Raw genomic sequence first — 24,696 nt, 5'->3', positions numbered from 1 at the left:
TGTCGTTGTAACAAACTTCACGTTTGTCCAGAGTTCGGATTAATTGGCAAAATCCGCAGCCATCGCGAGCTCTTTGAGGAACAAGGCGCGTTCTTTCTCGAAATCCGGTCGGCTTCGTAGCCGCAGCAGGTAGGAAGGGTGGATGGTGACGAGCAATTGGATATGCTCACCGTAAGCGAGCAAGCGCCCGCGCATGTCCGCTATCCGAACTGGCTTCCCCAACAGGGATTGCGCGGCAGTCGCTCCCAGCGCCACAATAAGTTGCGGGTGGACCAGTTCGATCTCCTGCTCGAGCCACCAGCGACACGCCTCAATATGGCTGGTAGAAGGGCGCTGATGGAGCCTTTTCTTGCCCCGCTGAATATGTCGGAAATGTTTGACCGCGTTGGTGAGATAGCAACGATCGCGTGAAAGGCCTACTTCCGCGAGGCAGCGTTCAAACATCTGCCCTGCCGGACCGATCAAGGGGCGCCCCCCTTGATCCTCCTTATCTCCCGGCTGTTCTGCAACGAACATGATACCGGCTCCCACCGGCCCTTCGCCAAAGACTGTTTGCGTCGCATTTTTGTATAGCTCGCAACGCCTGCAGCTAAGCGCTTCATGCCGGACGGAGGCCAGGGTAGCCTCCGTAATTTTTGTTGCCGGACGTGTCATTGCGCGCCCGTTGCCGAAGCAGGAGGTTTCGATTCCGTGGATGCGGGCGGCTTGCTGTTGTCATCCATGAAACCCCTGCCGGGGGTCAACTGGCCGTAAGATTCGACCGCCGCCCAGACAATCATCGCCAGCACGAGACTGACAATAAGTATCAGGAAAATCCGGCTTCCCTTCCGGCCTTGCCGGGCATCCTTGGGAGTAACCTCCTTCATGCTGGCTGCTCCACTTCTAAATTATGTCCATCGGCGGCGTTCTTGCTCGATCTGGTCGGATGTGTAAGGCGCCCCAGAAGCGCTGAATCCTTCCCAACCTTCATCGACATAAGCATTGCGCCGTTTCCGGATGTCCACACGCGCCCACTCGTCGAAAATCGCTTCCACTTTCTGACGGTCCTCTTCGTCGCACCGAACGACGACCAGCGTGCTGCCCCGGCGGATCGCTTCGGAATAGGCTTGCGCTTCTTCCTCCGGAATGCCGCTTTCCATCAGCGCTCCGACAATGCCTCCCGCAACACCGCCTGCAGCTGCACCACCGACCAGCCCGACGAGGGTGGCTGTGAGCCAACCGCCGGCAACGACGGGCCCGACACCGGGAATTGCAAGCAGTCCCAGCCCCGTCAGCAGTCCGGCTCCACCACCCGCAACAGCTCCGACACCAGCGCCAGTTTCCACCCCGGCAATGGTGGATTGATCTTCTCTGACAGCATCATCGGCATATTGGCCGTTGGTATTGTTGGATATGAGACTGATATCGTCAGCTGAAATACCTGCTTCTTGCAGTGCCCGGACAGCGTCGAGCGCTTCGTCATGATTATCGAAAAGACCGGTGACATGTACCATTGTCATCTCCTTCGTTCGGTTAGGGCTGCGTTTTTATTGCGTGGTTACATTGCCCTGAAAGTCGAGCTGAACTTTAAAGGGCTGTCCATCACGCGCCGCTTCGGCGCGCCAGATGCCATCTTCGCCCAGTTTGAGGTTCATGATGTTGGTGTAACCTGCGTCGGTGAAACGCTGCTTTGCCTGCTCTTCGGTGAAACTGTTCTTGCCCGGAACGGGTGCGTTCGGATTGGTCTCGCCTGGCGTTGTAACCGCAGGGGTTTGCGGCTCATCAGAGGGTGCCGTTTGGGCGAAGGCAGTGGTGGCAATAAGAACAAAAGCAGCGCCTGCTGGATATCGGACTGAGCTTTTCATGGAATTCCTCCCTTCATCGTGAGAGGTGTCCTAACCAGCGAGAGGCTAGGATGTTCCACTGCCTTGTGTTTTGATCCAACAGAGTTGGATAATGGCCGTAAGTTTCTGGTTTTACGCTGTATTCTAACGGGCGCCGAGAACCATTTCCCTGATCCAGCGTGTCAGAAGATGGTTATAAGTCTTCTGGTGAACAGCGTCCTCAAGAGCGTGGTCTGCACCATCCAGCATACGCAGGGTCAGTGAATGAGAATGGATGAAAGCGCTTTGATAACTGGCGATGGTCGGATGGGGTACAATTGTATCATGTTCGGACTCAACGAGCAGGACGTCCCCGCGAAACTCTCGGGCCTGACGCAGCGCTCGATTGTCCTCTGCTCCGATCAACGCCGAGCGATAGGATTGGAGATCAACCCTATCGAGTTGCGCTTTCGGCAATTGCCAATAACTGTCGCGATAAAGGGCAGGGGCTCTGAGAGCCAACCACCTGACGGGCCGAAATTCCGTCAATAGCGTCGCCAGATAACCGCCATAGCTGCTTCCGACGACGACAATCGAACCATCCTCGACGATCTTCAGGCTTGCCAGCCGGTCATAGGCGGCAATGACATCATCGAGATTCTCTCCGCGCGTTACGGTCTTGTTGCTGGTGACTGTATGTCCGTGACCGCGCATGTCGAATGTCAGGCAAACGCAACCGAGTTCCGAAATTGATTTAGCCCGTTCGATATCGCGTTCCTGATTGCCAGCCCAGCCGTGGAGAAACAAAACGCCTGGAATGGTTGTGTCCGGTGAGATGACCGTGGCGTCCAGTTGGCCTTGGTCTACATCAATGGTGGTAGCATTACGGATCATGATAGAGTTTCTCTATTCGTGCATATTTATGGAGCGGCTGGCCGATATCGTCCTCGCCCGCATACACAACAAAATCATCGGCTGCGAACCGCGGTTCTGCACCGTAAGTCTCGCGTGCGACAACCTTCTAGGCGCTGACGGAACTGTCCGCAGTCATCGCCTCCAGAGCGAGGATTTCCGCGGGAGAAGCCCCGCCCACTCGCCATGATTGCTCTAGCACCCCGCAGCAAAAGCCATCTTCCGTCACGGGACCGACCAGAACGTCATAGTTTTTACGCGAGGCGACGAGGCCGAAATGCTGTTCGGCGGCGGTGTCGTAGCGTTGCGCGCCATCGATAATTCGATGGGCGACAGGCATGCGCAGTCGAATTCGCAATGCATCCCAGCCTCCGCGTGCCACATAGAGCCGACTTCCCGCATAAACGGTCTCGCCATTGAGGTCGCTCGCGGTATATTGGCGACCGAGATAGCTCATGGTCAGACCGGCAAGACTGACCTGCCCAACCGAATAAGTCGATGAGTTTTCAATATCTTCCTCAATTACCATTCCTCTAGCGATATCGCTTTCCGAAAGCGTTTGAAGAAACAGGTCCAGTTCGTGGTTGTTTTGAAAGACACTTTGCTTTTTGCCGCCCGATGCATAGGGATCTTTCAATCGGATCTTTCGCTTGTCGAGAAGAAACGCACCCGCTTGCGCAGCATGGTCATGCGAGAAAACGGAGTAACCGGAGAGGGCAGCACCTTCTAGATCCTTCGCGAATTGGGGCATCCAGCCGGTCGGCAGAGCGTCTTCTTCGGTCCAGGCGGGGTGTGTCGCCAGTTTGGTCGTCATGAATTCCTGATCCACACAGCCACCCCAAAACTGATCGGCGTCGAGTTCGGGGTGGCTGTGTCGGATAAGCGAGAAAGTCGGCACAAAGAATGTCCGCACTGCGTCGTCGAAATGCTGCACAGTGGAACCGAGACGGATGCCCGTCAGTTTCGCCAACCGTTCAGCGATGGCCTCGACACTGGCAACATTATGCCGACTGTCGGAAGACTGGCTGACGACGCAAATTTTCTCGTAGCTGTCCATTAAACTCAGGCAGCTTCGGCGTGACGATTGGCTGACGTTTCAGCAAGCTGGGTCAGGTCCTTGTCGGTCTGGCCTTCTTCCTGCAAGGTTTGATCGAGCAGCTTGGCCACATCATTGTAGCCCAATGTTTGTGCCCAACGCTTCAGGGTGCCGTAACGGGTTATTTCATAGTGCTCAACCGCCTGCGCGGCAGAGATCAGGCCTGCATCCAGAGCGGGGGTCTCGGAAAATTCATCCATAATCTCTTCGCCCTCGGCAATGATACCCTCAATCGCTTCGCATGTTTTGCCCTGAGCGCGCTTTCCAAGAATTTCGAAACATTGCTGCAGGCGTTCGACATGCCCTTCCGTCTGCTCATAATGTTTCATGAAAGCATTCTTGAGCTTTTCGCCTTCGGCGGCGCGCGCCATTTTTGGTAGCGCTTTCAATATCTTGCGCTCAGCATAGTAGATATCTTTCAGCGTATCGTAAAAGAGGTCTTCAAGTGTGCGTTGCTTGGTTCTGGCCATTTCCAACTCTCCATTTGGTGTTTCAGATGTGGATGCCGCTCCGTTACAGCGACAGGCCTGCCCAACCCATCAGGCCACTAAATGTTTCATCGTCCCGATAATTCTTGCAGGTTGACGTTCAGGATTTGGATGCGTGTTTCGGCTTTCCCTTTTGCTTGGTGGAAGCCATTTTCTCGAGTTCCGTCTCGTTCATGGATTTTTCCATTTGCTTGGACGCGCCTTGCAAGCTGCTTTTGGCTTTGTCTCCGCGTTTTGCGGCGAGGGCCGCCCCGGCGGCCTGTTGCTGTGCTTTCGATTTTGCGGGCATGTCTTTTCCTCCGGCATCAATGCGCTCATTCGAATGAAGTGCTTGGTCCGCTACGCACAGACGCGAAGCGAAATAGCCCTACCAAACCGCGCGATACGGAGATTGTTCCAAAAGGAATGACGACAGATAGCCGATTACTTGCGACCGCGCTGTTCGTCCCTGCATTTCTTCGCGTCCTGACCTGGCACACACTTTGTGTGCTTCTCAATCCGGTCTTTACGATCATGTTTTGGTGGTTTCGCTTTTTCAGGAACGGGTACGTTCTCTGGTGCAGCAGGCTGCTGATTGGACGAAGGCGGCGGGTTTCCCGGCACCTCAGGTTCCTGTCCGCCCGATTGGGTCGGCATGCCGGGTGTTTGCGCAGACGCTGCAGTCGAGGCGACTGCAAAAGCTATCGCGATAATGAACTTTTTCATTGCTCTATCCTCATCGCTGAAAGATGAGTAGATCAACAGTCTCGCTGGAAAAATGTTCCGACAGGTGCGATGCATCCACAGCGTCGCTGATGCGGGGTTTGATTGGCTTTGAAGCAAAATGGCGGGCGGATAGCTGGGGCCGCCTCGCCACTTTACTTCCATTCGAAAAACCGATCAGCGGTTATTTATCAATGCCTGCACAAGGTCGGCTTCCAGATCTTCCGGGTCTTCCAGACCGATAGAGATGCGAATGAGCTGCGCGCCAATGCCCAGGTCATTCTTCTGGTCTTCTGGCACAACCGCATGGGTCAATGAAAACGGGTGCTGAATGAGGCTTTCCACACTTCCAAGGCTGACAGCGAAGTGGAAATAGCGGGTCGAAGTCAAGATGCGTTGGACGCGCGCAAGGTCACCTGCAACCTCAATGGAGATGACGCAACCGAAATTGATCATCTGATTTGCCGCCAGTTTATGCTGCGGGTGGCTTTCCAGACCGGGATATACAACCTTGGTCAGCCCCAGTTCGTCAGCTTTTTGTTCGAGATGGGTTGCAAGCTTCAGCGCGGTTTCCGATTGCCGGATGCTGCGAATTTCCAAGGTTTTCAGCGAGCGATGCAAAAGAGCGCAATCGGTCGGCGACATCACGGAACCGAGCGCGTTTTGCAAATATTTGACGCGTTCTGCAAGCCCTGCGGGAGCGTTCGAAGAGACCGCAACCACTCCGCCGAGAAGATCGGAATGCCCGTTCAGCATTTTCGTTGCCGAATGGACGACCACATCAATTCCGTAGTCGATCGGGCGCTGGCCAGCTGGCGAGGAGAAGGTGCTGTCGCAAACCGTGATCGCGCCAGCCGTGTTGCCGAGTTCCGCGACCAGAGAAAGATCAACGATGCGCAGCGTAGGATTGGATGGTGTTTCAAACCAGAGCAGAGCAGGCTTGTGATCGGTGACGGCCTGGCGAAGAGCGGCTTCGTCGGAAAAATCCACGAAACTGACATTATGCGCTGCCGTGACCGGCTTGACGTCGGCAAGCAGTCGATAGACACCGCCATAGAGATCGTTATGCGCCAATATCGACGATCCCGCCGGGAGCGCTTCAATTAATGTCGCCGCTGCAGCAAGGCCGCTGGGAAAAACGAACGCGGCTTCTGCACCTTCAAGGTCTGCCAGACAGCGTTCCAGACCATTTCGGGTTGGATTGCCGCTGCGGGTGTAGTCGAAACCCTTGCTCGCTCCAATCCCGTCCTGCACATATGTCGTTGCATGGTAGATCGGAGGGATCACGGCTCCGGTCAAAGGATCTGGTTCCTGACCGATATGGATCGCGCGCGTTGCAAAACCAGCCTGATTGCGGGGAGGGTTCTTGGCCAATTTTCCGTCTTTCTATCGTTGGTCTGTGGTGCCGGTTTTGCGCATCAACCGCTCCCCGGATCGATAATATTTTTTGTGTCCAGCCGAACATCGTTCGTGTTTCAATAAGCGATCAATTCGCTCGTATCCTTCAAATAAAGCGGGTGGCCGGGCGAGCCATTATTTGTAATCTTCAGCGCATGGAGCTTAATATTGTTGTTGCGCAGCGCATTCGTGATGAGCTCGCCATGATGCGCCAACTTCTTGTGCAGTGATCCATAGGCCATCACCACGATTGCTGCATGTTTGGCCTGTTCGAGAATTGTCTGAACATTCTCCTCGGTGCAAGGAACAACGCCTTCTTCCAGCAACATTTTTGGATGCGTGGCGCGATAATCCATCACGTTGCATTTTACATAGCGGCTGTAGCCCCAGCGGCGCGTAAACTTCTGCTCTTTGAAAACCGTTGGATCGTCCACATCATAGGCTGCAGTGCTGGGGTTCATGCCGATCCAGAGCACATATCCGTCTTTATCTCCACCGTCCCATTCGCGCGTCAGAAGACGACGGTATCGACCGCATTCGGAAAAGACTGCGTCGCCTCTGATCTCCGGTTTAACCTTCAAGCGAACCTTGCCGCCTGGGTCATGGGATTCGTGATTCATCATCGCTGCGTCTCGAGTTTCCGTGGTCGTCATGTCTTTCTATGGAGGATTTAGCATCCGATGCGCTGAACGCCTAGCGTATTATACTGTGGAAGTAGAATTTGCGACCGGGCCGCTCGCCGACCTCGCCTTTGCAGCAGTGCGAGATATGCAGATGATGGAAGGAAGACAGCGGTAAGCCGCCTTCCTCCCTATGGAATTGTCAGGCGCTGACTGGTTGGCGCGGACTGCTGTTCGTTCGGGATTGTTGAACAGTATCCGCGCTTCGATTGACAGAATAGACATAATGAAACGCATCGGCTCTGCCACCTATCAGGCATATGTCGTGACGGTTCCAGTTCCATCGTTCCGCATTTAGCATTCTCTCGAACTTTGACGATGTGGTTGCCGACCAGAAACTTGCCGCCCCTGTCGGGGTCAGAGCTCCTCCCAGGAGGGCGAGGCCGCTTCCAGAATAAATCGCATTGTTCTGTTCTCTTACGAGAAAATCAGGACCATTATCGGTATCCATCAAAATCAAATCATATGCCGCAGGCCGCTGTCGTAACGTCTCCATGACGTCGCCAACCTGAAGTTCAACACGATGATCCCGAATTGGATGGTCGGCCAGATGACCGATGAGGGAACGGTTCCATTCGACAATTTCGGGAATGAGTTCACACACGGTTATCTGCGTGTCCTGCGGAACAAAATCGAGCGCTGCTCGAAGCGTGAAACCCATGCCAAGCCCACCGATGAGAATTCTCTTGGGCGTGTGATTTAAGAAGCGCAGTGAACGTTCAGCGAGAACAATCTCCGATTGGAAATTGACGTTCGACATCAATTCCAACCCGTTATATCGAATTTCGTAGATATCGCCTCTTTGTCGCAACAATATTTCGTCGCCAGCGTCATTGCCGGCCCGCGCCAACTCAGTCCAGATAGCCATTTCAAAACCCAAACGTTGAAAAGAACGACTGGCCCTGCCAGTGCGAACTAGATGTTTCTTAGTGATGGGAGTGTCGGGGTCGCTGCAAACCTAGATGTGCAGCAACCCAATGGCATCGTCTGATCTGGCATCCATCATGAGAGGAAATGCCGACACATTCTTCAAACCGTTGGAAATATTGAGCAAGATTTGAAAAATATTCGTCATATAAAAATTCTTGATCACATCCTGATTGTGTAATGGCCTTCTTTTAGTACCAAAGTGGCTTTTTTTATCAAGATGCTCGGGTGAAATGTCGCACAAATCCGGCATGGCTTCAGCAACGTTCGACGTTGACCGTTATTTTCTTTGATAGGTGATCTGTTCGCCGTCTTCCTTGGTAAAGGACGCAATCGGGCTTTCGAGAATATCGAGGACCAGTTCTGATGGACGGCAGAGTTTGGCGCCAAGTGGCGTTTCAACGATCGGACGATTAATCAGGATCGGATGCGCCATCATGAAATCGATCAGCTCATCATCCGTCCATTTGGGATCGGAGAGGTCCAATTCTGCATAGGCGTGCCTTTTTCCCGAAGGAGCTGGCGGGGTGTCATCTGCATTGCGGTGAGCAATTCAGCCAGTCGTTCGCGTGAAGGCGGATTTTGAACATATTCGATGATGACCGGCTCTTCTCCACTGGCGCGGATCATAGCCAGTGTGTTGCGAGAAGTGCCACATTTCGGACTGTGGTAAATCGTAACAGTCGTCAAAGTTTCCCGTTCAGAGTCCGTAGGCGCGGATTATCCCGCCTTCATCTATGAAAAGGAACCTCGTTTCAAGGCAACAGTGGCTGACCTGCCAGAAAAGATTAGGGCCGCTTAGCTGCGGCCCCGACTGTTCTTTATTTAGCAACGATTGCCTGGATGCCGGCAAGTGCACATTCGGCATCCGTTGCGCCCGACGGTGCGCCGCCGACGCCAATTCCGCCCACTAGCGCATCGCCGATCTTGATCGGCAGCCCGCCCGCCTGGATGACGAAGCGTGAATCCATATCCCGCATGCCGCTATTGGCTGGCTTCGACGCGATAAATTCTGCGAGTTCGCCGGAGTCACGGCCAAGAGCTGCCGCCGTGAACGCTTTTCCTGTGGCGCTGTTGCCAGTGTGCGGGCCGGAAAGATCGGCTTTCAGCAGCACCTTCGTCGATCCATCACGCGCAACAACTGCGACGCTCACATTGTTGCCCTTGGCGACACATGCATCGAGTGCAGCCTGAGCGGCTTTGGTTGCCAGATCGAGCGGCAGATAGGGCGTCGTGGGAAGGGTCTGAGCGAAAGCGGTAGCCGGAGCCAGCGACAGAGCGATAATAGCAAGTTTGCGGATCATGGTCGTTCCTCGGTTTCGATGGGTGTGATCTAACTCTGCCCGCCCTGAAACTGAATCCGTAGCCTTTGCGATCTTATCCGTAGTTCTACGGATTTGCACTTCCTTCGAGCCATAGGCGAGTCATTTCCGCTTGCGATGTGGTGCCCAGTTTCACGCCAATGGCTGCACGGTGACTGTCGATGGTGCGTGGAGATAACCCAAGACCATCCGCAATCTGCCGGGTGGTGAAGCCTTGCGCAATACGGTCCAGCACCTCGCGCTCGCGTGCTGTCAACATATCGAGCAAGGCAAGCGTTTCGGCTCTCAGCGCCTTGCTGCCCAGCTTGTGGTCCAGCAATTGCTGGGCTTTCTGGATCGCATCGATCAGGTCCTGCTCATCGACGGGTTTGGATAGATAATCTACAGCGCCATTGCGAAAAGCGCGGCGACAGGCTTCGATATCGCCGTGGCCGGAAATAATGATCACAGGCCAGTCGATTTCCTGCGCAGCCAAAACCTCCTGCAGTTTAAGGCCCGTCATCACCGGCATACGAATGTCGAAAATCAGGCATCCGGGCGTCAGTCGTGGCAATTGCGCCAGAAATGCAGACGGATCGGCAAAAGTTTTAACCTCGATATCTATGGTCGAGAGCAGAAGGCTGAGGGCCTTTCTGACTGCTGCATCGTCATCGACGAGGTAAACAGGCTGAACCATTAATTTCAACTTTCTCTGTCGGCAGCCATCGGAAGCACCACGCGAAATAGCGCGCCGTGTTCCTGTGGGATATAGGAAATCTCGCCGCCGAAGTGTTCAACCAGACGTTGGCTCAGCGCAAGTCCAAGGCCGGTTCCCTCGGGACGGTTTGTCGTAAACGGCGTGAAAAGGCGAGGCAGCAGTTCGGGCGCGACACCTGGGCCGTTATCCTGAACCTCCAGAACCGCCATGCTTCCTTCCGTTTTAAGCGACGCTGTTACGTGCCGATCACGATCATCGTCGGTGTCACGAAAAGACTCGATGGCATTGCGCAGAAGATTGAACATTACCTGCTCCATTTCCACCGGGTCTACTGCGGCCAACAAAGGGCTTTCAGGCATCAGGAGGTCTAACCCGACACTTTGCCGTTTTGCTTCTGAGGCCAGCAAGGTTTGTACATTTTGCAGTGAAAGGCGCAGGTCGGCTTTGATGTTTTCCCTGCGTTGCGGACGCGACCAGTTGCGCAACCGATCCAGAATGGCCGAAGCGCGGCGCGCCTGATCCACCATATCGTCAAGCGCACTCGCAAGCGCCGTTGTGTTGTTGCGGCTCAACAGGCGGCGTCCGGCCTGCGCCCCAGCGAGAAGCGCGGTCAGCGGCTGCGTCAATTCATGCGCCATGCCGCTTGCCATTTCACCCATCGTGTTGACGCGCGATGCATGGGCCAGGCGGGCTTCAAGGCCGCTCAGTTCTGCGCGACGCTCCGCATGGCGTGTGCGTTTGATTTGGCGAATGATGACCAGCCCCCCGAAGAAAAGCAGGTTTGTGAGAACGAGGATCGGAATCAACTGGTCCAGAGGCAGCAGAGCCGCCCATCCCACATTCATGGCAGTTTCGAAAAGAAGCGGTTGAGAGGCGCTTCCCAATTGCTTGGAAAAGAGCGCTGCGCCAAATGATACTGGGTTGCTGAAAAGAATTGTTCCATCCGGCATCAGAAGTCGCCGCGCAACACCGCTGCGACGCCAGAAAGTGTCGTCCGAGCTGATCAGGGCGTCAGCATTTATCGATGGCGCCAGTCCATCGTGGGGATCGTCGTTATTCGGGCTGCGCTTTACAATCATGTAATGCCCGGGACGCGCCGCTGGTGTGATCAATTTCGGAATGCCGCTCGATGAAAGTGCCGCCGCTCGTATGGTTGCGGTCAGCTCCGGTTCCAGCCGTCTTGTGCCAGTGACAGGCGCTGACGGGTCGATCGGCACAAGTTGAATTTCATCGATCCGTGGATAGAAACGTGTGATGGTCGTAGCGACTTCGAGAAACACGTCGTCTTGTGAGAGTTCGGCAGTCCGCACCTTGGATTGCGCTATCGTCGAAAGCGCAGTCAAATGGGCATCATGCTGAACCGCACGTTGAGAAGCTTCACGATGTAACGTGAAACTGGCCGCCTGGAGTTCGGACAACAATTCGGATCGCTGATAGACTGCAAGGCCGCCGATTACCAGAAGATTAAGCAGAAGCCATATGATAAATGGGAGCAAGGCAGAGCGGAACCGCGCCCATATGCTTCCATTATGCAGGTTCATAGTTCCATCCTGATACCGATCGCTATTCCGGCAAAACATATCGATACTGATTTGCTGCGCCAACAGGAAATCGTCCTGCGTTCAGGTTCCAGTCATCTGAGCGAGATTATCAACGGTCATAAGGCTGCTGGTGTTTCGCAATAGCGCTATTCCGGTGGCAGATGGTTCGTTCTGAAAGGATATCTTGATCATGGATTTCATGCGTCGCTCATTTTTGTTGTCCGGTGCGGTGCTGGTGCTTGTCGTATCAGCATGTCAAAAAGAACAAGTCCCGGCTGCGCCCGAAGCTCAGGCTGGAATTTGCAAAAAAGATGTCGCAGAAACCCTCGCTGGCATGGATAGACTTACCGACGACGCCGCCATGCAGCTGACAGGCGCAACCATCGTCCGCCAAGTGAAGCCCGGCGACCCGGTTACAATGGATTTCAGGCAGGAGCGCATCACCATCGAAACAGACGCCACGACCGGCAAAATCAGTCGCGCATATTGCGGCTAGCTGTTTCTCATAGCCGGGACGCAAAGTAACAGCGCAAGAGAAAACTTAGCTGATTGGCGAAGTTTTCTCTTGCGCATTGTTCCGATATCTGAATAGTTAGCAATATGGCTAAGCATGATCCAGATCTTTCATTATTGTTCCACGCGTTGGCAGACCCGACACGACGGTCGATACTGACCCGTTTGGCCGGTGGGCCGTCAGCGGTGACGGAATTGGCTGGTCCGACGGGGCTGCGCCTGCCGACGGTGATGCGACACCTTTCCGTGCTGGAAGAGGCCGGTTTGATCGTCTCATCGAAGGATGGACGAATACGTACCTGCGCTATCCGCCCTGAAGCTATGGAGCCAGCGCGCAGTTGGATGGATGAACAGCGCGCCATTTGGGAAGCACGTCTGGATCGGCTGGATGCGTTTGTGATGAATGTGATGGAGGAGCGCAAGAATGACACGGATTGAGAAGCCCGGTAGCGTGGGCGTAGCAGCAGCAGGTGACAGTCGTTTTGCAATGCTTACCTTTGAGCGGAACGTGGCGGCGCCGGTATCCGTTCTGTGGCAGGCGTGGACCGCTCCCGCCGCGCGGGCGGTCTGGGCTGCGCCAAACTCTGCCGTCGAAGTGGAATTTCCGGAAGCCGACACACGGATCGGCGGTCGCGAGGTTTCGCTATGCAGGGTGAAAGGTCAGCCCGACATTCGCTGCGAATGTGGCTGGCTCGAATTGCAGCCCGCGTTGCGCAGCGTGAATTACGAAGTGATCTCCAGCGAAGGCGTGAAGCAATCGGCAGCATTGGTCACGGCCACCTTTGCCGATAAGGGGGAACGCAGCAGTGTGGCGGTGACGGTTCAGCTGTCTTCGCTGGCCGGGAATATGGAGGCGGGCTATAGCGAAGGCTTCGGCGCGGGTCTAGACAATCTGGCACAAGCCGCCGAGCGCACGATGGTACTGCAGAAAATCATACGGGCACCGCGAGCGGTTGTCTGGAAGGCATGGATGAACCCCGAGACGTTGCCGCTTTGGTGGGGGCCGGAAGGTTTTTCGTGTCGCACAAAGAGGATCGATCTTCGTCAGGGCGGCGAATGGGTTTTCGACATGATCGGCCCGGACGGCACAGCCTATCCGAACCACCACCGCTATTGTGAGGTCAGGCCGGAGGAACGGCTGGGCTATACGCTTTTGTGGGGTGAGAACGGGCCGAAACATGCCGATGCATGGGCCGCGTTCGAGGATCAGGACGGGTTCACGAAAGTGACCCTGGGAATGGTCTTCAGCACAGCGGCTGAATTCCAGGATGCCAAGGGCTTCGGAGCGATCGAGCTGGGGATGGAGACACTCGGCAAACTGGATCGTTTTGTCACAACGAAATGAAATTCGCCAGTTCAGCTCTTAAAGCAATCGATGGCGCATTCGTGGGAGGCGGTCGGTTGTCTCTTACGAATGCAGCCCTTTGATCTGTATGCCCACAATTTCTTTGGCCAGGGCTATCCTGTCGGCGTCGGTATCGACGCTTCTGGGTTGATACCAGATCGACAGCCAGTTGATGGCGCCGAGCACGGCCTTGGCCGCTATCGACACGTCGACATGGCGAATGCTGCCGTCCTCGATGCCTTCGCGAATGACCTGCTTGAACAAATCCTCAAACCGGCGTCTGATCGAGATCAGCTCGTTGAGCGTTCTGCGCTGGTCGGGTGTGGTCGCCGCGAGCTTGTGCATGTGAACGCCTTGCACCACCACAGCTTCGAAAGCGACGTTGTTCATCATGGCAAGCGCGTGAGCGGTGAGCATCTCTTCAAGCCGGTACAGGCCTGAGCCATTCAGCGTCATAGCCGGCTCAACGGCCTTGAACAGTCGTTCCATGCCTTCGCGGTGCACGTCGAAGAACAAATCCGTCTTGGAAGAATAGTAGTGATAGATACGCCCCTTGGTGGAGCCCATCCTGCGCGCCACATCATCAATGCTTGTGGTCGAAAAGCCTTGTTCCATGAAACACTGGGCGGCTGTTTCCAGGATCACGACATTCCCTGTACTGTCCGTGCGGTTAGATCGGCGGCTGTCAGCCATCTGCTACTCCGATTTATGCGTAGGTAAGCGGCAACCAAGCCTAGCAAATTTCGTAAGGAAAATGCCACTAGACAAAGCGATGTTCAAGTGCATACTACTCAGTATGTTGTTGATTAATGCGACCGCGTTCCATTTTTCAGCGCTTGGAGGACATAAATTTGGAAATACAGCCTAATTCTGCTGCGTCTGCGCGGTCCGCAAACGCAGAAAGCCAGCTCCTGTACTCGGACTGGATCAAGATCGATCAGCAGCTTGTGGATCGGTTTGCGGATGTGATCGACGATCATCAATTCATTCATACAGACCCCGAACGCGCAGCGACTGAAAGTGTGTTCGGTGGCACCATCGCACACGGGTTTCTTGTGCTCGGCCTGTTGACCAAGCTCAGCCGCGAGGTTTTGCCGGAAGTTGCAGCCGGTACGGTTGAAATCAACTATGGCTTCGACAAAGTCCGCTTCCTTTCGCCGGTGAAGGTGGGTTCTTCCATCCGTGGCGTATTCAGTTCCAAATCGGTGCAGCCGAAGGGTAACGGTCAGCTCCAGACTCTTGCAGCGACCGTTGAAATCAAAGACGAAACCAAGCCAGCACTCGCCGCTGACTGGCTCATACTGACAGTAGGTTGAAGATCACATGGCCATTTCTTTTGAAAATCGTGTTGCAATTGTAACGGGTGCGGGCGGCGGGCTTGGGCGCGCTTATGCCCTCGAACTGGCAGCGCGCGGCGCAAAGGTCGTCGTGAACGATTTCGGTGGCAGCCGCGACGGCACCGGGGGGGCATCGGAGGCAGCCGAAAAGGTCGTTGCGGAAATTCGATCCAAGGGCGGTGTCGCCATTGCCGACGCCGGCAACGTCACGAAGTTCGAAGACATGCAGGCGCTGGCGAAGCGCACGGTCGAAGAATTCGGTCGCATCGATATTCTCATCAACAATGCCGGGATCTTGCGCGACAAGAGCTTCGCGAAGATGGATATGGCCGATTTTCGCGCCGTGGTTGACGTGCATCTTATTGGCTCGGCCAATGCCAGCCGGGCGGTGTGGGACGTCATGAAAGGCCAGAACTATGGCCGCATCCTGATGACGACCTCTACGTCTGGCGTTTATGGGAATTTCGGCCAGTCCAACTATGGTGCGGCCAAGGCAGGCCTCGTCGGCCTGATGAATGTGTTGCATTTTGAAGGCGACAAATACGACATTCATGTCAATGCGATTGCCCCGACTGCTGCAACGCGCATGACCGGCGATGTGCTGGATGACGAGATGCTGGTGCGCCTCGCACCCGAAAACGTCGTTCCGGCTGCTCTCTTCCTCGTCAGTGAACAGGCGCCAAGCCGCACTGTGCTTCTGGCTGGTGCGGGAACTGTGGCCCGTATGGCGATTGTGGAAAGTGAAGGCGTTTATCTGCCGAAAGGCGAGCGGACACCGGAAGCCGTTGCGGCTGCTTTCTCAAAGATCGATGACATGACTAATTTCATCGAGACGGATGCCGGTTTGGCGCATGTGGACCGCATCATCGCGACGTCCCGCGCTAATGAGGTTATCGAATGACGGCGTCAAAACCCCGACCGAAGGCTGAACCCCGGTCAGCCTATCGGGAGTTCTACGATATGCAGACGCGCTGGAGCGACATGGACATTTACGGCCACGTCAACAATGTCGTCTATATGCAATATTGCGATGCGGCATTGAACCGGTCGCTGATTGCGTCTGGTGCTCTGGAGTTGAACGGCTCTACACCCATTGGTATCGTTGCGCGCAATTCAACGAATTATTTCTCCGAAATTTCCTATCCTGACAATGTCGTTGTCGGGGTTCGCGTCGAGCATATCGGCAATACCAGTCTGCTGTGGGGTTTTGGCATCTTCAAGGATGACGAAGAGTTGACCGCCGCTGTAAGTGAATATGTGCATGTCTATGTAGACCGAGACACGCGACGGCCGGTTCCGCTGACTCCGGAATTGAAAGAATTGGCCGACAGGCTTTACGTTTCGGCGTCAGTGGAGGAGTTTTGATGAGAGAAGCTGTCATAGTATCAACTGCGCGCACACCGATTGGCAAAGCCTATCGCGGAGCCTTTAACGACACGTCTGCGCCAGCGCTGGCGGGTCACGCGATTGCCGCTGCGGTTGAGCGCGCGGGCATTGATGGCGCGGAAGTAGAGGATGTGGTTCTCGGTGCTGCGCTTCAGCAAGGCACGACCCACATGAATATCGCCCGCACGTCCTTGTTGCGGGCTGGCCTTCCGGTTTCAGTTCCGGGTCAGTCTATGGATCGTCAATGCGCGTCGGGGCTGATGGCTATCGCAACAGCCGCCAAGCAGATCACCGGCGATGGTATGACGATTGCTATCGGCGGTGGTGTGGAGCAGATCTCACTCGTGCAGAACGAGCATATGAACGTCTATCGCTGGCGTGATCCCTGGCTGACGGAGCATCTGCCCGCCACTTATATGAGCATGATCGAGACGGCGGAGATCGTTTCAGCGCGTTATGGTATATCGCGTGAGGCGCAGGATGAATATGCGCTGCAATCGCAGCAACGCACCGCGGCTGCACAGGCCGCAGGCCGCCTGAACGCCGAGATTGTCCCGATCCAATCCACCATGCTGGTCAAGGACAAGGCCACGGGCGAGGTCTCCGCAAAAAGCGTTGAGCTGGCCATGGACGAAGGCAATCGCCCCGAAACCACACTAGAAGGTTTGCGCGGGTTGAAGCCGGTCTTTTCCGGGGGGCAGACGATAGCGCAGGGTGGCTTTATTACCGCTGGCAACGCCTCGCAATTGTCGGATGGTGCTTCGGCATCTGTTCTGATGGAAGCAAAGGAAGCGGAAAAGCGGGGCCTCTCTCCGCTTGGTGTTTATCGCGGAATGGCGGTCGCCGGATGCGAACCTGACGAGATGGGTATCGGCCCGGTTTATGCCGTACCGAAACTGCTCAAGCAGCACGGCCTGACGGTCGATGATATCGATCTGTGGGAACTGAACGAAGCCTTTGCGGCACAGGTGCTTTATTGCCGCGACAAGCTTCGTATCGACAATGAAAAACTGAACGTAAGTGGCGGCGCTATTTCGATTGGCCATCCTTATGGAATGTCGGGCGCGCGTATGACCGGGCATGCCCTCATCGAAGGCAAGCGGCGCAATGGACGTTACGTGGTGGTGACCATGTGCGTTGGCGGCGGCATTGGCGCTGCGGGCCTGTTCGAAATTTGCTGATAGATACGAAAAAGGCCGGTCAAACCGGCCTTTTTCATGATGTTACCAGCGGCGCTATCAATAAGCGGCTTTATAAATCGCCAAGGCATCCGCCTCAGTGACCTTGCGTGGATTGTTGACCAGAAGCCGCGTCTGTTTCATTGCGTCGCGCGCAAGCAGGGGCAGATCGTCTTCCGTAATATTCACTTCGCGCAATGTCTGCGGCACGCCGAGCTCACGGCTGAGATCCGCCAGTTTTTCGACAAAGGCTTCAGCACGTTTTTCTGCCGACACGGTGCTCAGTTCCGGGAAAACGTCTGCTGCAATTTCCGCATAAATGTGGCTGGCTTCCGGCAAGTTGAAGCGCAATACATGCGCAAGCACGAGCGCGTTGGACAAGCCGTGCGGCACATGGAAATGCCCGCCAATCGGGTAGGCGAGTGCATGCACAGCGGCAACCGGAGAATTGGCAAAGGCCTGACCGGCAAGCAACGATCCGAGCAACATAGCGGCGCGTGCGTCGCGGTTGCCGCCCTCAAAGACCGCAGTGCGAATATTGGCGCCGAGCAGTTGCAGGGCGTTGCGCGCCAGCGAACGCGACAAAGGATTGTTGTTGGCGGAAGCTGAAGCATAAGCCTCGATGGCATGCACCATCGCATCGATGCCGGTGGCAGCGGTTACTGCTGCTGGCAAGCCGACAGTCAAATCCGCGTCCAGAATCGCCATGTCCGGCAATAGAAGGGGCGAGACAACGCCCTTCTTCTCCGATGCTCCAGTGGTGATGATTGATATCGGTGTGACTTCCGATCCCGTGCCCGCCGTCGTTGGCACCAACACGAGCGGCAGGCGTGGCCCGCGCGCGATGTTCACGCCGTAAATGTCGTTCAGCGTTTCACCGCTTTTTGCCAACAGGGCGGCAACCTTTGCAACATCCATTGATGAGCCACCGCCGATGGCGAGAACGCCAGTCGCTTCGTGGGTGACGATCTGGTTCTTCAGCGCCAGAACATTGCTTTCCGGTGGGTCGGCCTGCACATCATCGAAGATCGAAACGGCAATGCCCGCCTGCTCCAAGGCGTTTGTCGCTGGGGACAGCAGTCCGAGCTTACGCAATCCTTTGTCGGTGACGATAACAACGCGCTTGCCCAACAAATGCCCGGCAATATCGACAATCTTCGCCAGCCCGCCGGTTTGCAGCACGATGGATGGCGTTGTGTTGAAGATAAAATTTTCCATGATGTTCAGGTCTTTCGATTTTGATAGATCAACTCGCGCGCTTCACCTTGAGCTCGCGATCAATCGTATCTCCGGTAATGCCTTCGCTGCGTAGTACATGTTTCTGAATTTTACCGCTCGAGGTTTTTGGAAGAGATTCCAAAATTCGTACATAGCGCGGCACCATGAAGCGGGGCAGACGACCTGCGAGAAACTCCAGCAGTTCCCCCGCAACGATTTCCTGCCCTTCGACAGGGGTTACGGCGATCAGAACTTCATCCTCACTCAGTTCACTCGGGACTGCGATAGCTGCGCATTCCTTGACGGTGTCGTGGAAAAGCACTTCGGCCTCCAAAGCGAAGGACGAGATATTTTCACCGCGCCGCCGGATGACGTCTTTCAGGCGATCCACGAAGAAATAGACACCGTTTTCATCCTTGCGAAAGCTGTCTCCAGTGTGAAACCAGCCATTGCGCATGGCTTCGACGGTAGCTTTCGGATTGTTGTAATAACCTTTCATCAACGCCCAGGGGCGGTCGGAGCGGATGACCAGTTCACCAGCCGTGCCATCCGGCACTTCGATGTCGTTTTCGTCAACCACGCGCAGCTGATACCAGGGGCGCGGCTTTCCGGCGATTCCCTTTTGCGTGATGCCGGGTCCAGCAACAAGCGGGCTGGCGATTTCGGTCATGTTGTAGATGGTCCATGCCTCGACGCCGAATCTTTCCGCAAATAATGGGCCATCCTCGCCGAACGGGGTAATGAAGGCGCGCCGCAGCGGGTGGTTGCGATCATCCGATGAAACCGGCTGTTTCAGAAGGAAACTCGCCATGACGCCCAGCAACAGGCAATAGGTCGAGTTGGTATCCCGAACGGCCTGCCAGAAATGCTGGGTTTTGAACTCGCGCATCATGCCGATGGAAAGGCCTCGTGCCAGCATGGCGTAGACGTAAAGGGTAGAGCCGCAATGGAAGATCGGACCGCAGATCATGCAGCGATCCGTTTCATCGACGCAGTCAAAGGCGTCCGGGCCCATCGTATAAAGCTGCACATATGAGGTTACGACGCCCTTGGCGTTGCCCGTCGTACCCGAGGTGTACATGATGGCAAGCGTGTCCCACGGCTCAATCGGCTTGTCGAGAACAAGTTCGGTTTCGCTGACTGTTTCCACGTCAGACAAAGGCAGAATTTCCACACCATCGACTGCACAGCTAACAGAGCCTTCGACCACCAAAACCTTGCGCAGTTTGCCGGGTGCGACATCCAGCAATCGTTCCACCAGATCGGCGTGGGCGATCATCAACGGTGCATCCGCATCGTCCAGAATATGTTCCAGAGGGCGACCGAGTGCTGCAGTGTTGATTGGCACATAGACTGCGCCGATATAGTTGATCGCGAACCAGGTGGTGAGCAGATCCGGGCCGTTGCCCATAAAACAAAGCACGTGATCGCCGCGTTTTACGCCATGGGATTGCAGCGTTGCCGCGCGCTGGCGAACGCGGTCGCGGGTCGTCTTGTAATCCCACTCCGTCGACGGCCAAAAATGCACGAATGGTGCCGTGGGGCGCTCGGCTGCATATTGATCGAGAAGATATCGCAACACGGAATGGTTACGGTTGAGCGCGCGCTGGTCTGGCGTCATGTTCTGAATTCCTCCTACCCGGCCACAACTAAACCTTCAAAAGAGGGCAGTTGCAAACCTGTTTGGAATATGCAACATACTCGGTAGTATGTCAAAGCGAAAACATCTGGGAGGATGGAAATGGCCATAGTCGATATCAAGCGCGAGGGACCGATTGCGGTGGCGCGCTATGACCGTGGCGGCAAGGCCAATGCTCTCAATGAGGAATCGATCAAGGCGCTCATCCAGGCAGCGGACGAATTATCGGCGGATGACAGTGTTCAGGTCGTTATCATCGCCGGAACCGAAAGCCGCTTTTCCGGCGGCGTCGATCTGAAAGACGAGAACCTGTGGCGCACCAGTGCGGGCGCCGTTGCACGCCACACGGCCATGTCGCTCGGCGGCGTCATGTGCGATCGGTGGCGGTTGTTGCCGCAGATCACCATTGCAGCGGTTGAAGGTCCGGCAGTTGGTGGTGGCGGCATCCTGGCCTTGGCAGCAGATTTCCGCGTTATGGCGGAGGGGGGCTTCTTTCAGTTTCCGGAAGTCCGTCTGGGCATGACGCTGGGTTGGGGCGGGCTGCCCCTCCTGTCATCGCTAATCGGCCCGACGCGCGCCAAGCGGGCGCTTTTCGCTAATGACCGGATCGGCGAACAGGACGCGCTTCATATGGGTCTTTGCGACAAGATTGCCCCGGCGGGCGGTGCAGTCGAAACCGCCAAACTCTTCGCGCAGACCATCGCCGAATGTCCACCCTTGGCCTTGCGGATGACGAAAAGAGCCATTGATCAAGAACACCGCGCCAACTGGGCTGCGCCTTATGAAGCCGACCAGTTTTATCTGGCGAGACTGATTGCGGAAAGCAGCAGCCAGTCGGGCTGACACCGTTATAATTTGGGAGGAGGAAAACATGAAAATGAAATCAATGATGCTTTCGGGTGCGTTTGCCACCATGATGCTCGCAAGCCCGGCTTTGGCAGAACCGGTTCGACTAGGCGTGCTGACGGATATGTCCGGCATGAACTTCGACCTTGCCGGCGACGGTTCGGTCGTGGCCGCAAAAATGGCGGTAGAAGATTTCGGCGGAAAGCTGAATGGGGAGCCTATCGAAGTCATCGTCGGCGACCATCAGAACAAGCCGGATATCGGTTCGACGCTGGCGCGCAGCTGGATCGACGAGAAGAACGTCAAAGCCATCATCGATGTGCCGACATCGTCGGTCGCCATGGCTGTTCAGGAAATTACACGTGACAAGGACATAGCGTTTCTGGCGTCCACTGCAGGTTCCTCGGACCTGACCGGCAAAGCCTGTTCGCCAACGACGGCGCAATGGACCTGGGACACCTATTCGCTTGCCAATGGCACCGGTCGCGCCATGACGCAAGAGGGCGGCAAGAAGTGGTATTTCATTACCGTTGACTATACCTTCGGCCATGCGCTGGAACGCGATACAGCGGAAGCCGTCAAGGCAAGCGGTGGCGAAGTGGTGGGTGCGGTGCGTCATCCGCGTGAAACCACTGATTTCTCCTCCTTCCTGCTACAGGCGCAAGCATCGGGCGCTGACGTGATTGCTCTTGCGAACTCGTCAGGCGATACGATGACCGCGCTCAAGCAAGCCAGTGAATATGGCATTACTCAGGGCGGCCAGAAGATCGCAGGCATGTTGCTGTTTCTTTCCGACGTTCACAGCGTTGGTCTCGAAACTGCAAAAGGCCTGACACTGACCACCGGCTTTTACTGGGATTATGATGACCAGACCCGTGCCTGGTCGAAGCGTTTCGGCGAACGGATGAATGGCAAAATGCCGACGATGGTTCATGCAGGCGTTTATTCGTCTGTCATGAATTACCTCAAGGCGTCCGAAGCGGCAAAATCCACCAGCGGCAAGGTCGTGCTCGACAAGATGCGCACGATGGATATCAGTGACTTCTTCGCTCGCAATGCAAAGCTGCGCGCCGACGGTCGTATGGTTCACGACATGTATCTTGTTCAGGTCAAGTCGCCTGAGGAGTCCAAAGGTCCGTGGGACTATTACAAAGTTCTGCGCACCATCCCCGGTGACGAAGCATTCCGTCCGCTCGACAAGGGCGGCTGCCCGCTTGTGACGCAGTAAGAGGCTTTTTGGATGACAGCTTCGACTGGCAATGTGACGGCTCTGCGTGAAGCAGGGCCGGCGACCTCGACTTCTCTATCGCGGACCGCTGCGCGTCCTGTTTTGTCGGCGCGCGGCTTGGGCAAGTCGTTTGGCGGCTTTTATGCGGTGAAGAATGTCGATCTTGATGTGGAACATGCCCGCGTTCATGCGCTGATCGGCCCGAACGGGGCTGGCAAGACGACGGTGTTCAATCTTCTGACCAAGTTTCTGCAGCCGACAAGCGGCGAGATCACGCTTCTGGGCGAAACCATCACCAAAACCGACCCGGCCAAAGTGGCGCGGATGGGACTGGTGCGTTCGTTCCAGATTTCGGCCACCTTCCCGCATCTGACGGTTCTGGAAAACGTCAAGGTGGCGCTGCAACGCCCGAACGGTCTTGCCACGCAATTCTGGCGTTCGCTTTCCGCGCTGGACCGGCTGGATGCGAGAGCCGTCGAGCTTCTGGAGCGCGTCGGCCTTGCCGATGCCCGTCATGCACTGGCTGCCGATCTGTCCTATGGCCGCAAGCGGGCGCTCGAAATCGCCACCACGCTGGCGCTTGATCCGAAAGTGCTGCTGCTCGATGAGCCGATGGCTGGCATGGGCCATGAAGACGTTCACACCATTGCCGCCCTCATTGCCGATGTCGCGAAGGACCGCGCCGTTTTGATGGTGGAACACAATCTCAAGGTGGTGGCCGATATCGCCCACCATGTCACGGTGCTGCAACGCGGCGAGATCCTCGCCTCCGGCAGCTATGCCGACGTCTCCAAGGACGAGCGCGTGCGCACCGCCTATATGGGAACCGAACATGAATAAAGGCCAACCGCTCCTGTCCGTGCGCGGGCTGAATGCCTGGTATGGCGAAAGCCATGCCCTGCATGGCGTCGATCTCGACATCTGGCCGGGCGAAACCATCACGCTTCTGGGCCGCAACGGCGTCGGCAAGACGACAACCTTGCGCGCCATCATGGGCATCATCCGCAAGCGCACCGGCACGATCACGCTGGAGGGCAAAGACATCATGCGCGTGCCTTTGCATCGCATCGCCCATGCGGGTCTTGGCTTCGTGCCGGAAGAGCGCGGCATCTTCGCCACGCTCAGCGTGCATGAGAACCTGCTTTTGCCGCCGGTTGTCGCAAAAGGCGAGCAGAGCTTGATGTCATTGGACGAGATTTACGAGCTTTTCCCGAACCTGCATGAGCGGCGCAACAGCCCCGGCACCAAGCTGTCGGGCGGCGAACAGCAGATGCTGGCCATCGCGCGCATCCTGCGCACCGGTGTCAAGGTGCTGCTGCTGGACGAGCCGACCGAAGGTCTGGCGCCTGTCATCGTGCAGCGCATCGGCGATGTGCTGGTGGAACTGAAGAAGCGCGGCATGACCATCCTTCTGGTCGAGCAGAACTTCCGCTTTGCCGCCAAGGTCGCAGACCGCTTCTATCTGATGGATCATGGCGTGGTGACGGAGAACTTCCCAACCGCCGAACTGCCCGACCGCATGGCGGCCCTGAACGAAGCGCTGGGAGTCTGACATGACAATGATTTTTGGAATCCCCCTGCAAGCGCTTCTCGGCCAATTGCTGGTCGGTCTCATCAACGGCTCGTTCTATGCCATGCTGAGCCTTGGCCTTGCCATCATCTTCGGGCTGTTGCGCATCATCAATTTTGCCCATGGCGCGCAATATATGCTGGGCGCTTTTGTCGGTTATCTGCTGTTGAGCTGGCTTGGCATCGGCTATTGGCCAGCGCTTATTCTGGCCCCGATCATCGTCGGTCTCGGCGGCGCGATTGTCGAGCGCGTGGCGCTGTCACGGCTTTATAATCTCGATCCGCTTTACGGCCTGCTCTTCACCTTCGGCCTGGCGCTCGTGATCGAAGGCACGTTCCGCTATTATTATGGTGCTGCCGGACAGCCCTATGCGGTGCCACCGTCGCTTGCAGGCGGCAATAATCTCGGCTTCATGTTCCTGCCGAATTATCGCGCCTGGGTGGTCATGGCTTCGCTGATCATCTGCCTTGGCACCTGGCTTCTGATCGAAAAGACCAAGCTTGGCGCTTATCTGCGCGCCGCCACCGAAAACCCGACACTGGTCAAGGCCTTCGGCATCAATGTGCCGCTGCTTCTCACCTTCACCTATGCGCTGGGTGCTGGCCTTGCGGGCGTTGCCGGCATCATGGCCGCCCCGATCTATCAGGTCAGCCCGCTGATGGGTTCGAACATCATCATCGTGGTCTTTGCCGTGGTGGTTGTCGGCGGCATGGGATCGATCCTCGGCGCCATCATCACCGGCTATGTGCTGGGTCTGGCCGAAGGGCTGACCAAGGTCTTCTATCCAGAAGCCTCCAGCATCGTCATCTTCGTCATCATGGCTATCGTCCTTCTGGTGCGACCCGCCGGACTGTTCGGGAAGGAGGCCTGA

General features: G+C 56.0%; 30 protein-coding genes and 1 pseudogene. 12 read left to right on the top strand and 19 right to left on the bottom strand.

Features of this window, described 5'->3' with window-relative positions:
- Positions 1-39: 39 nt before the first annotated feature.
- The 16 genes and pseudogenes from WIX40_RS19340 to WIX40_RS19265 all read right to left on the bottom strand — a co-directional run bounded on the left by WIX40_RS19340 (position 40) and on the right by WIX40_RS19265 (position 11,565).
- Entirely contained in the window at positions 40-654 is a 615-nt protein-coding gene (locus WIX40_RS19340; RefSeq protein WP_124916022.1) for a UdgX family uracil-DNA binding protein, read from the bottom strand.
- Positions 651-866 (bottom strand): hypothetical protein, encoded by a 216-nt coding sequence (locus WIX40_RS19335; RefSeq protein ID WP_124916021.1) that lies wholly within the window; start codon positions 864-866, stop codon positions 651-653. Before WIX40_RS19335 ends, WIX40_RS19340 begins: the two co-directional genes overlap by 4 nt.
- A 21-nt stretch (positions 867-887) precedes the next feature.
- Entirely contained in the window at positions 888-1,493 is a 606-nt protein-coding gene (locus WIX40_RS19330; RefSeq protein ID WP_339441528.1) for a hypothetical protein, read from the bottom strand.
- Between the two features lie 33 nt (positions 1,494-1,526).
- Positions 1,527-1,844 carry a PepSY domain-containing protein gene (locus WIX40_RS19325; RefSeq protein ID WP_339441526.1) on the bottom strand — a complete coding sequence of 106 codons (318 nt, stop codon included), beginning with the start codon at positions 1,842-1,844 and terminating at the stop codon, positions 1,527-1,529.
- 123 nt (positions 1,845-1,967) lie between these two features.
- A complete protein-coding gene (locus tag WIX40_RS19320) occupies positions 1,968-2,696 on the bottom strand; it encodes an alpha/beta hydrolase family protein (protein WP_339441525.1) in 729 nt (242 codons plus the stop codon).
- Between the two features lie 127 nt (positions 2,697-2,823).
- The gene (locus WIX40_RS19315; RefSeq protein WP_339441523.1) at positions 2,824-3,771 is read right to left on the bottom strand and encodes a DUF3182 family protein; all 948 of its coding nucleotides are present in this window, start codon (positions 3,769-3,771) and stop codon (positions 2,824-2,826) included.
- A 5-nt stretch (positions 3,772-3,776) separates the two neighbouring features.
- Positions 3,777-4,280 (bottom strand): YciE/YciF ferroxidase family protein, encoded by a 504-nt coding sequence (locus WIX40_RS19310; protein WP_339441521.1) that lies wholly within the window; start codon positions 4,278-4,280, stop codon positions 3,777-3,779.
- A 118-nt stretch (positions 4,281-4,398) separates the two neighbouring features.
- Positions 4,399-4,587, bottom strand: a complete 189-nt coding sequence (locus tag WIX40_RS19305; protein ID WP_339441520.1) for a DUF3008 family protein — start codon at positions 4,585-4,587, stop codon at positions 4,399-4,401.
- A 134-nt stretch (positions 4,588-4,721) separates the two neighbouring features.
- Positions 4,722-5,003, bottom strand: coding sequence for a hypothetical protein (locus WIX40_RS19300; protein ID WP_339441518.1), 282 nt, complete (start codon positions 5,001-5,003; stop codon positions 4,722-4,724).
- Between the two features lie 174 nt (positions 5,004-5,177).
- Positions 5,178-6,374 carry a trans-sulfuration enzyme family protein gene (locus WIX40_RS19295; RefSeq protein ID WP_339441516.1) on the bottom strand — a complete coding sequence of 399 codons (1,197 nt, stop codon included), beginning with the start codon at positions 6,372-6,374 and terminating at the stop codon, positions 5,178-5,180.
- Positions 6,375-6,475: 101 nt separating this feature from the next.
- Complete coding sequence (locus WIX40_RS19290) at positions 6,476-7,051, bottom strand: DUF1643 domain-containing protein (RefSeq protein ID WP_235892044.1); 576 nt, start codon at positions 7,049-7,051, stop codon at positions 6,476-6,478.
- A gap of 169 nt (positions 7,052-7,220) precedes the next feature.
- Positions 7,221-7,946, bottom strand: a complete 726-nt coding sequence (locus tag WIX40_RS19285; RefSeq protein WP_339441514.1) for a spermine/spermidine synthase domain-containing protein — start codon at positions 7,944-7,946, stop codon at positions 7,221-7,223.
- Between the two features lie 339 nt (positions 7,947-8,285).
- Positions 8,286-8,635 (bottom strand): annotated as a pseudogene (locus WIX40_RS19280) (arsenate reductase family protein).
- A gap of 191 nt (positions 8,636-8,826) precedes the next feature.
- Positions 8,827-9,309: a GlcG/HbpS family heme-binding protein gene (locus tag WIX40_RS19275; protein WP_109365913.1), complete on the bottom strand. Its 483-nt coding sequence runs from the start codon at positions 9,307-9,309 to the stop codon at positions 8,827-8,829.
- An 85-nt stretch (positions 9,310-9,394) separates the two neighbouring features.
- Positions 9,395-10,003, bottom strand: coding sequence for a response regulator transcription factor (locus WIX40_RS19270; RefSeq protein ID WP_121538922.1), 609 nt, complete (start codon positions 10,001-10,003; stop codon positions 9,395-9,397).
- 5 nt (positions 10,004-10,008) lie between these two features.
- Complete coding sequence (locus WIX40_RS19265) at positions 10,009-11,565, bottom strand: sensor histidine kinase (RefSeq protein WP_339441511.1); 1,557 nt, start codon at positions 11,563-11,565, stop codon at positions 10,009-10,011.
- Positions 11,566-11,755: 190 nt separating this feature from the next.
- Here WIX40_RS19265 and WIX40_RS19260 point away from each other — a divergent pair, with 190 nt between their 5' ends.
- The 3 genes from WIX40_RS19260 to WIX40_RS19250 all read left to right on the top strand — a co-directional run bounded on the left by WIX40_RS19260 (position 11,756) and on the right by WIX40_RS19250 (position 13,423).
- Positions 11,756-12,061 carry an I78 family peptidase inhibitor gene (locus WIX40_RS19260; protein WP_235942894.1) on the top strand — a complete coding sequence of 102 codons (306 nt, stop codon included), beginning with the start codon at positions 11,756-11,758 and terminating at the stop codon, positions 12,059-12,061.
- 104 nt (positions 12,062-12,165) lie between these two features.
- On the top strand, positions 12,166-12,516 hold the full coding sequence (locus WIX40_RS19255; RefSeq protein ID WP_109365916.1) for an ArsR/SmtB family transcription factor: 351 nt from the start codon (positions 12,166-12,168) through the stop codon (positions 12,514-12,516).
- Positions 12,503-13,423: an SRPBCC family protein gene (locus WIX40_RS19250; RefSeq protein ID WP_339441510.1), complete on the top strand. Its 921-nt coding sequence runs from the start codon at positions 12,503-12,505 to the stop codon at positions 13,421-13,423. Before WIX40_RS19255 ends, WIX40_RS19250 begins: the two co-directional genes overlap by 14 nt.
- Positions 13,424-13,486: 63 nt before the next feature.
- On the opposite strand, the gene WIX40_RS19245 is transcribed toward WIX40_RS19250, so the two are convergent.
- Positions 13,487-14,116 carry a TetR/AcrR family transcriptional regulator gene (locus WIX40_RS19245; RefSeq protein WP_339441508.1) on the bottom strand — a complete coding sequence of 210 codons (630 nt, stop codon included), beginning with the start codon at positions 14,114-14,116 and terminating at the stop codon, positions 13,487-13,489.
- A gap of 164 nt (positions 14,117-14,280) precedes the next feature.
- Here WIX40_RS19245 and WIX40_RS19240 point away from each other — a divergent pair, with 164 nt between their 5' ends.
- Genes WIX40_RS19240 through WIX40_RS19225 form a run of 4 tightly spaced genes read left to right on the top strand, consistent with a single transcriptional unit; the run spans position 14,281 to position 17,327 of the window.
- Positions 14,281-14,739 carry a MaoC family dehydratase gene (locus WIX40_RS19240; RefSeq protein WP_371830930.1) on the top strand — a complete coding sequence of 153 codons (459 nt, stop codon included), beginning with the start codon at positions 14,281-14,283 and terminating at the stop codon, positions 14,737-14,739.
- A gap of 7 nt (positions 14,740-14,746) precedes the next feature.
- A complete protein-coding gene (locus WIX40_RS19235; RefSeq protein WP_121538918.1) occupies positions 14,747-15,661 on the top strand; it encodes an SDR family NAD(P)-dependent oxidoreductase in 915 nt (304 codons plus the stop codon).
- On the top strand, positions 15,658-16,125 hold the full coding sequence (locus tag WIX40_RS19230) for an acyl-CoA thioesterase (protein ID WP_094513360.1): 468 nt from the start codon (positions 15,658-15,660) through the stop codon (positions 16,123-16,125). The genes WIX40_RS19235 and WIX40_RS19230 overlap by 4 nt, the downstream gene beginning before the upstream one ends.
- Entirely contained in the window at positions 16,125-17,327 is a 1,203-nt protein-coding gene (locus WIX40_RS19225; protein ID WP_339441504.1) for an acetyl-CoA C-acyltransferase, read from the top strand. The genes WIX40_RS19230 and WIX40_RS19225 overlap by 1 nt, the downstream gene beginning before the upstream one ends.
- A 57-nt stretch (positions 17,328-17,384) precedes the next feature.
- On the opposite strand, the gene WIX40_RS19220 is transcribed toward WIX40_RS19225, so the two are convergent.
- Both WIX40_RS19220 and WIX40_RS19215 read right to left on the bottom strand, forming a co-directional pair.
- Positions 17,385-18,542, bottom strand: a complete 1,158-nt coding sequence (locus WIX40_RS19220; RefSeq protein WP_109365921.1) for an iron-containing alcohol dehydrogenase — start codon at positions 18,540-18,542, stop codon at positions 17,385-17,387.
- Positions 18,543-18,570: 28 nt separating this feature from the next.
- Entirely contained in the window at positions 18,571-20,163 is a 1,593-nt protein-coding gene (locus WIX40_RS19215) for an AMP-binding protein (RefSeq protein ID WP_121538915.1), read from the bottom strand.
- Between the two features lie 120 nt (positions 20,164-20,283).
- Between WIX40_RS19215 and WIX40_RS19210 the strand changes: the two genes are divergently transcribed.
- From WIX40_RS19210 to WIX40_RS19190, 5 genes are read left to right on the top strand one after another with little or no spacing between them, the layout of a single operon-like run.
- Positions 20,284-21,024 carry an enoyl-CoA hydratase/isomerase family protein gene (locus WIX40_RS19210; protein ID WP_339441502.1) on the top strand — a complete coding sequence of 247 codons (741 nt, stop codon included), beginning with the start codon at positions 20,284-20,286 and terminating at the stop codon, positions 21,022-21,024.
- A 28-nt stretch (positions 21,025-21,052) separates the two neighbouring features.
- Entirely contained in the window at positions 21,053-22,255 is a 1,203-nt protein-coding gene (locus WIX40_RS19205) for an ABC transporter substrate-binding protein (RefSeq protein WP_339441500.1), read from the top strand.
- A gap of 12 nt (positions 22,256-22,267) precedes the next feature.
- Entirely contained in the window at positions 22,268-23,095 is an 828-nt protein-coding gene (locus WIX40_RS19200; protein ID WP_109369605.1) for an ABC transporter ATP-binding protein, read from the top strand.
- The gene (locus tag WIX40_RS19195) at positions 23,088-23,807 is read left to right on the top strand and encodes an ABC transporter ATP-binding protein (protein WP_339441498.1); all 720 of its coding nucleotides are present in this window, start codon (positions 23,088-23,090) and stop codon (positions 23,805-23,807) included. The genes WIX40_RS19200 and WIX40_RS19195 overlap by 8 nt, the downstream gene beginning before the upstream one ends.
- 1 nt (position 23,808) lies before the next feature.
- Complete coding sequence (locus WIX40_RS19190; protein ID WP_339441496.1) at positions 23,809-24,696, top strand: branched-chain amino acid ABC transporter permease; 888 nt, start codon at positions 23,809-23,811, stop codon at positions 24,694-24,696.

This window comes from Ochrobactrum teleogrylli, assembly GCF_037482325.1.
GTDB classification, from domain to species: Bacteria; Pseudomonadota; Alphaproteobacteria; order Rhizobiales; family Rhizobiaceae; genus Brucella; species Brucella teleogrylli.
This window is presented reverse-complemented; position numbering and strand designations above follow the sequence as displayed.

Bases quoted from the DNA above. Each gene is read 5' to 3' on its own strand.
- WIX40_RS19335 (WP_124916021.1), bottom strand. From the start codon at position 866: ATGAAGGAGGTTACTCCCAAGGATGCCCGGCAAGGCCGGAAGGGAAGC.
- WIX40_RS19200 (WP_109369605.1), top strand. From the start codon at position 22,268: ATGACAGCTTCGACTGGCAATGTGACGGCTCTGCGTGAAGCAGGGCCG.
- WIX40_RS19285 (WP_339441514.1), bottom strand. From the start codon at position 7,946: ATGGCTATCTGGACTGAGTTGGCGCGGGCCGGCAATGACGCTGGCGAC.
- WIX40_RS19210 (WP_339441502.1), top strand. From the start codon at position 20,284: ATGGCCATAGTCGATATCAAGCGCGAGGGACCGATTGCGGTGGCGCGC.
- WIX40_RS19215 (WP_121538915.1), bottom strand. From the start codon at position 20,163: ATGACGCCAGACCAGCGCGCGCTCAACCGTAACCATTCCGTGTTGCGA.
- WIX40_RS19325 (WP_339441526.1), bottom strand. From the start codon at position 1,844: ATGAAAAGCTCAGTCCGATATCCAGCAGGCGCTGCTTTTGTTCTTATT.
- WIX40_RS19255 (WP_109365916.1), top strand. From the start codon at position 12,166: ATGGCTAAGCATGATCCAGATCTTTCATTATTGTTCCACGCGTTGGCA.
- WIX40_RS19305 (WP_339441520.1), bottom strand. From the start codon at position 4,587: ATGCCCGCAAAATCGAAAGCACAGCAACAGGCCGCCGGGGCGGCCCTC.
- WIX40_RS19235 (WP_121538918.1), top strand. From the start codon at position 14,747: ATGGCCATTTCTTTTGAAAATCGTGTTGCAATTGTAACGGGTGCGGGC.
- WIX40_RS19195 (WP_339441498.1), top strand. From the start codon at position 23,088: ATGAATAAAGGCCAACCGCTCCTGTCCGTGCGCGGGCTGAATGCCTGG.
- WIX40_RS19270 (WP_121538922.1), bottom strand. From the start codon at position 10,003: ATGGTTCAGCCTGTTTACCTCGTCGATGACGATGCAGCAGTCAGAAAG.
- WIX40_RS19245 (WP_339441508.1), bottom strand. From the start codon at position 14,116: ATGGCTGACAGCCGCCGATCTAACCGCACGGACAGTACAGGGAATGTC.
- WIX40_RS19220 (WP_109365921.1), bottom strand. From the start codon at position 18,542: ATGGAAAATTTTATCTTCAACACAACGCCATCCATCGTGCTGCAAACC.
- WIX40_RS19275 (WP_109365913.1), bottom strand. From the start codon at position 9,309: ATGATCCGCAAACTTGCTATTATCGCTCTGTCGCTGGCTCCGGCTACC.
- WIX40_RS19330 (WP_339441528.1), bottom strand. From the start codon at position 1,493: ATGGTACATGTCACCGGTCTTTTCGATAATCATGACGAAGCGCTCGAC.
- WIX40_RS19290 (WP_235892044.1), bottom strand. From the start codon at position 7,051: ATGACGACCACGGAAACTCGAGACGCAGCGATGATGAATCACGAATCC.
- WIX40_RS19300 (WP_339441518.1), bottom strand. From the start codon at position 5,003: ATGAAAAAGTTCATTATCGCGATAGCTTTTGCAGTCGCCTCGACTGCA.
- WIX40_RS19310 (WP_339441521.1), bottom strand. From the start codon at position 4,280: ATGGCCAGAACCAAGCAACGCACACTTGAAGACCTCTTTTACGATACG.
- WIX40_RS19320 (WP_339441525.1), bottom strand. From the start codon at position 2,696: ATGATCCGTAATGCTACCACCATTGATGTAGACCAAGGCCAACTGGAC.
- WIX40_RS19190 (WP_339441496.1), top strand. From the start codon at position 23,809: ATGACAATGATTTTTGGAATCCCCCTGCAAGCGCTTCTCGGCCAATTG.
- WIX40_RS19250 (WP_339441510.1), top strand. From the start codon at position 12,503: ATGACACGGATTGAGAAGCCCGGTAGCGTGGGCGTAGCAGCAGCAGGT.
- WIX40_RS19265 (WP_339441511.1), bottom strand. From the start codon at position 11,565: ATGAACCTGCATAATGGAAGCATATGGGCGCGGTTCCGCTCTGCCTTG.
- WIX40_RS19260 (WP_235942894.1), top strand. From the start codon at position 11,756: ATGGATTTCATGCGTCGCTCATTTTTGTTGTCCGGTGCGGTGCTGGTG.
- WIX40_RS19315 (WP_339441523.1), bottom strand. From the start codon at position 3,771: ATGGACAGCTACGAGAAAATTTGCGTCGTCAGCCAGTCTTCCGACAGT.
- WIX40_RS19340 (WP_124916022.1), bottom strand. From the start codon at position 654: ATGACACGTCCGGCAACAAAAATTACGGAGGCTACCCTGGCCTCCGTC.
- WIX40_RS19230 (WP_094513360.1), top strand. From the start codon at position 15,658: ATGACGGCGTCAAAACCCCGACCGAAGGCTGAACCCCGGTCAGCCTAT.
- WIX40_RS19225 (WP_339441504.1), top strand. From the start codon at position 16,125: ATGAGAGAAGCTGTCATAGTATCAACTGCGCGCACACCGATTGGCAAA.
- WIX40_RS19205 (WP_339441500.1), top strand. From the start codon at position 21,053: ATGAAAATGAAATCAATGATGCTTTCGGGTGCGTTTGCCACCATGATG.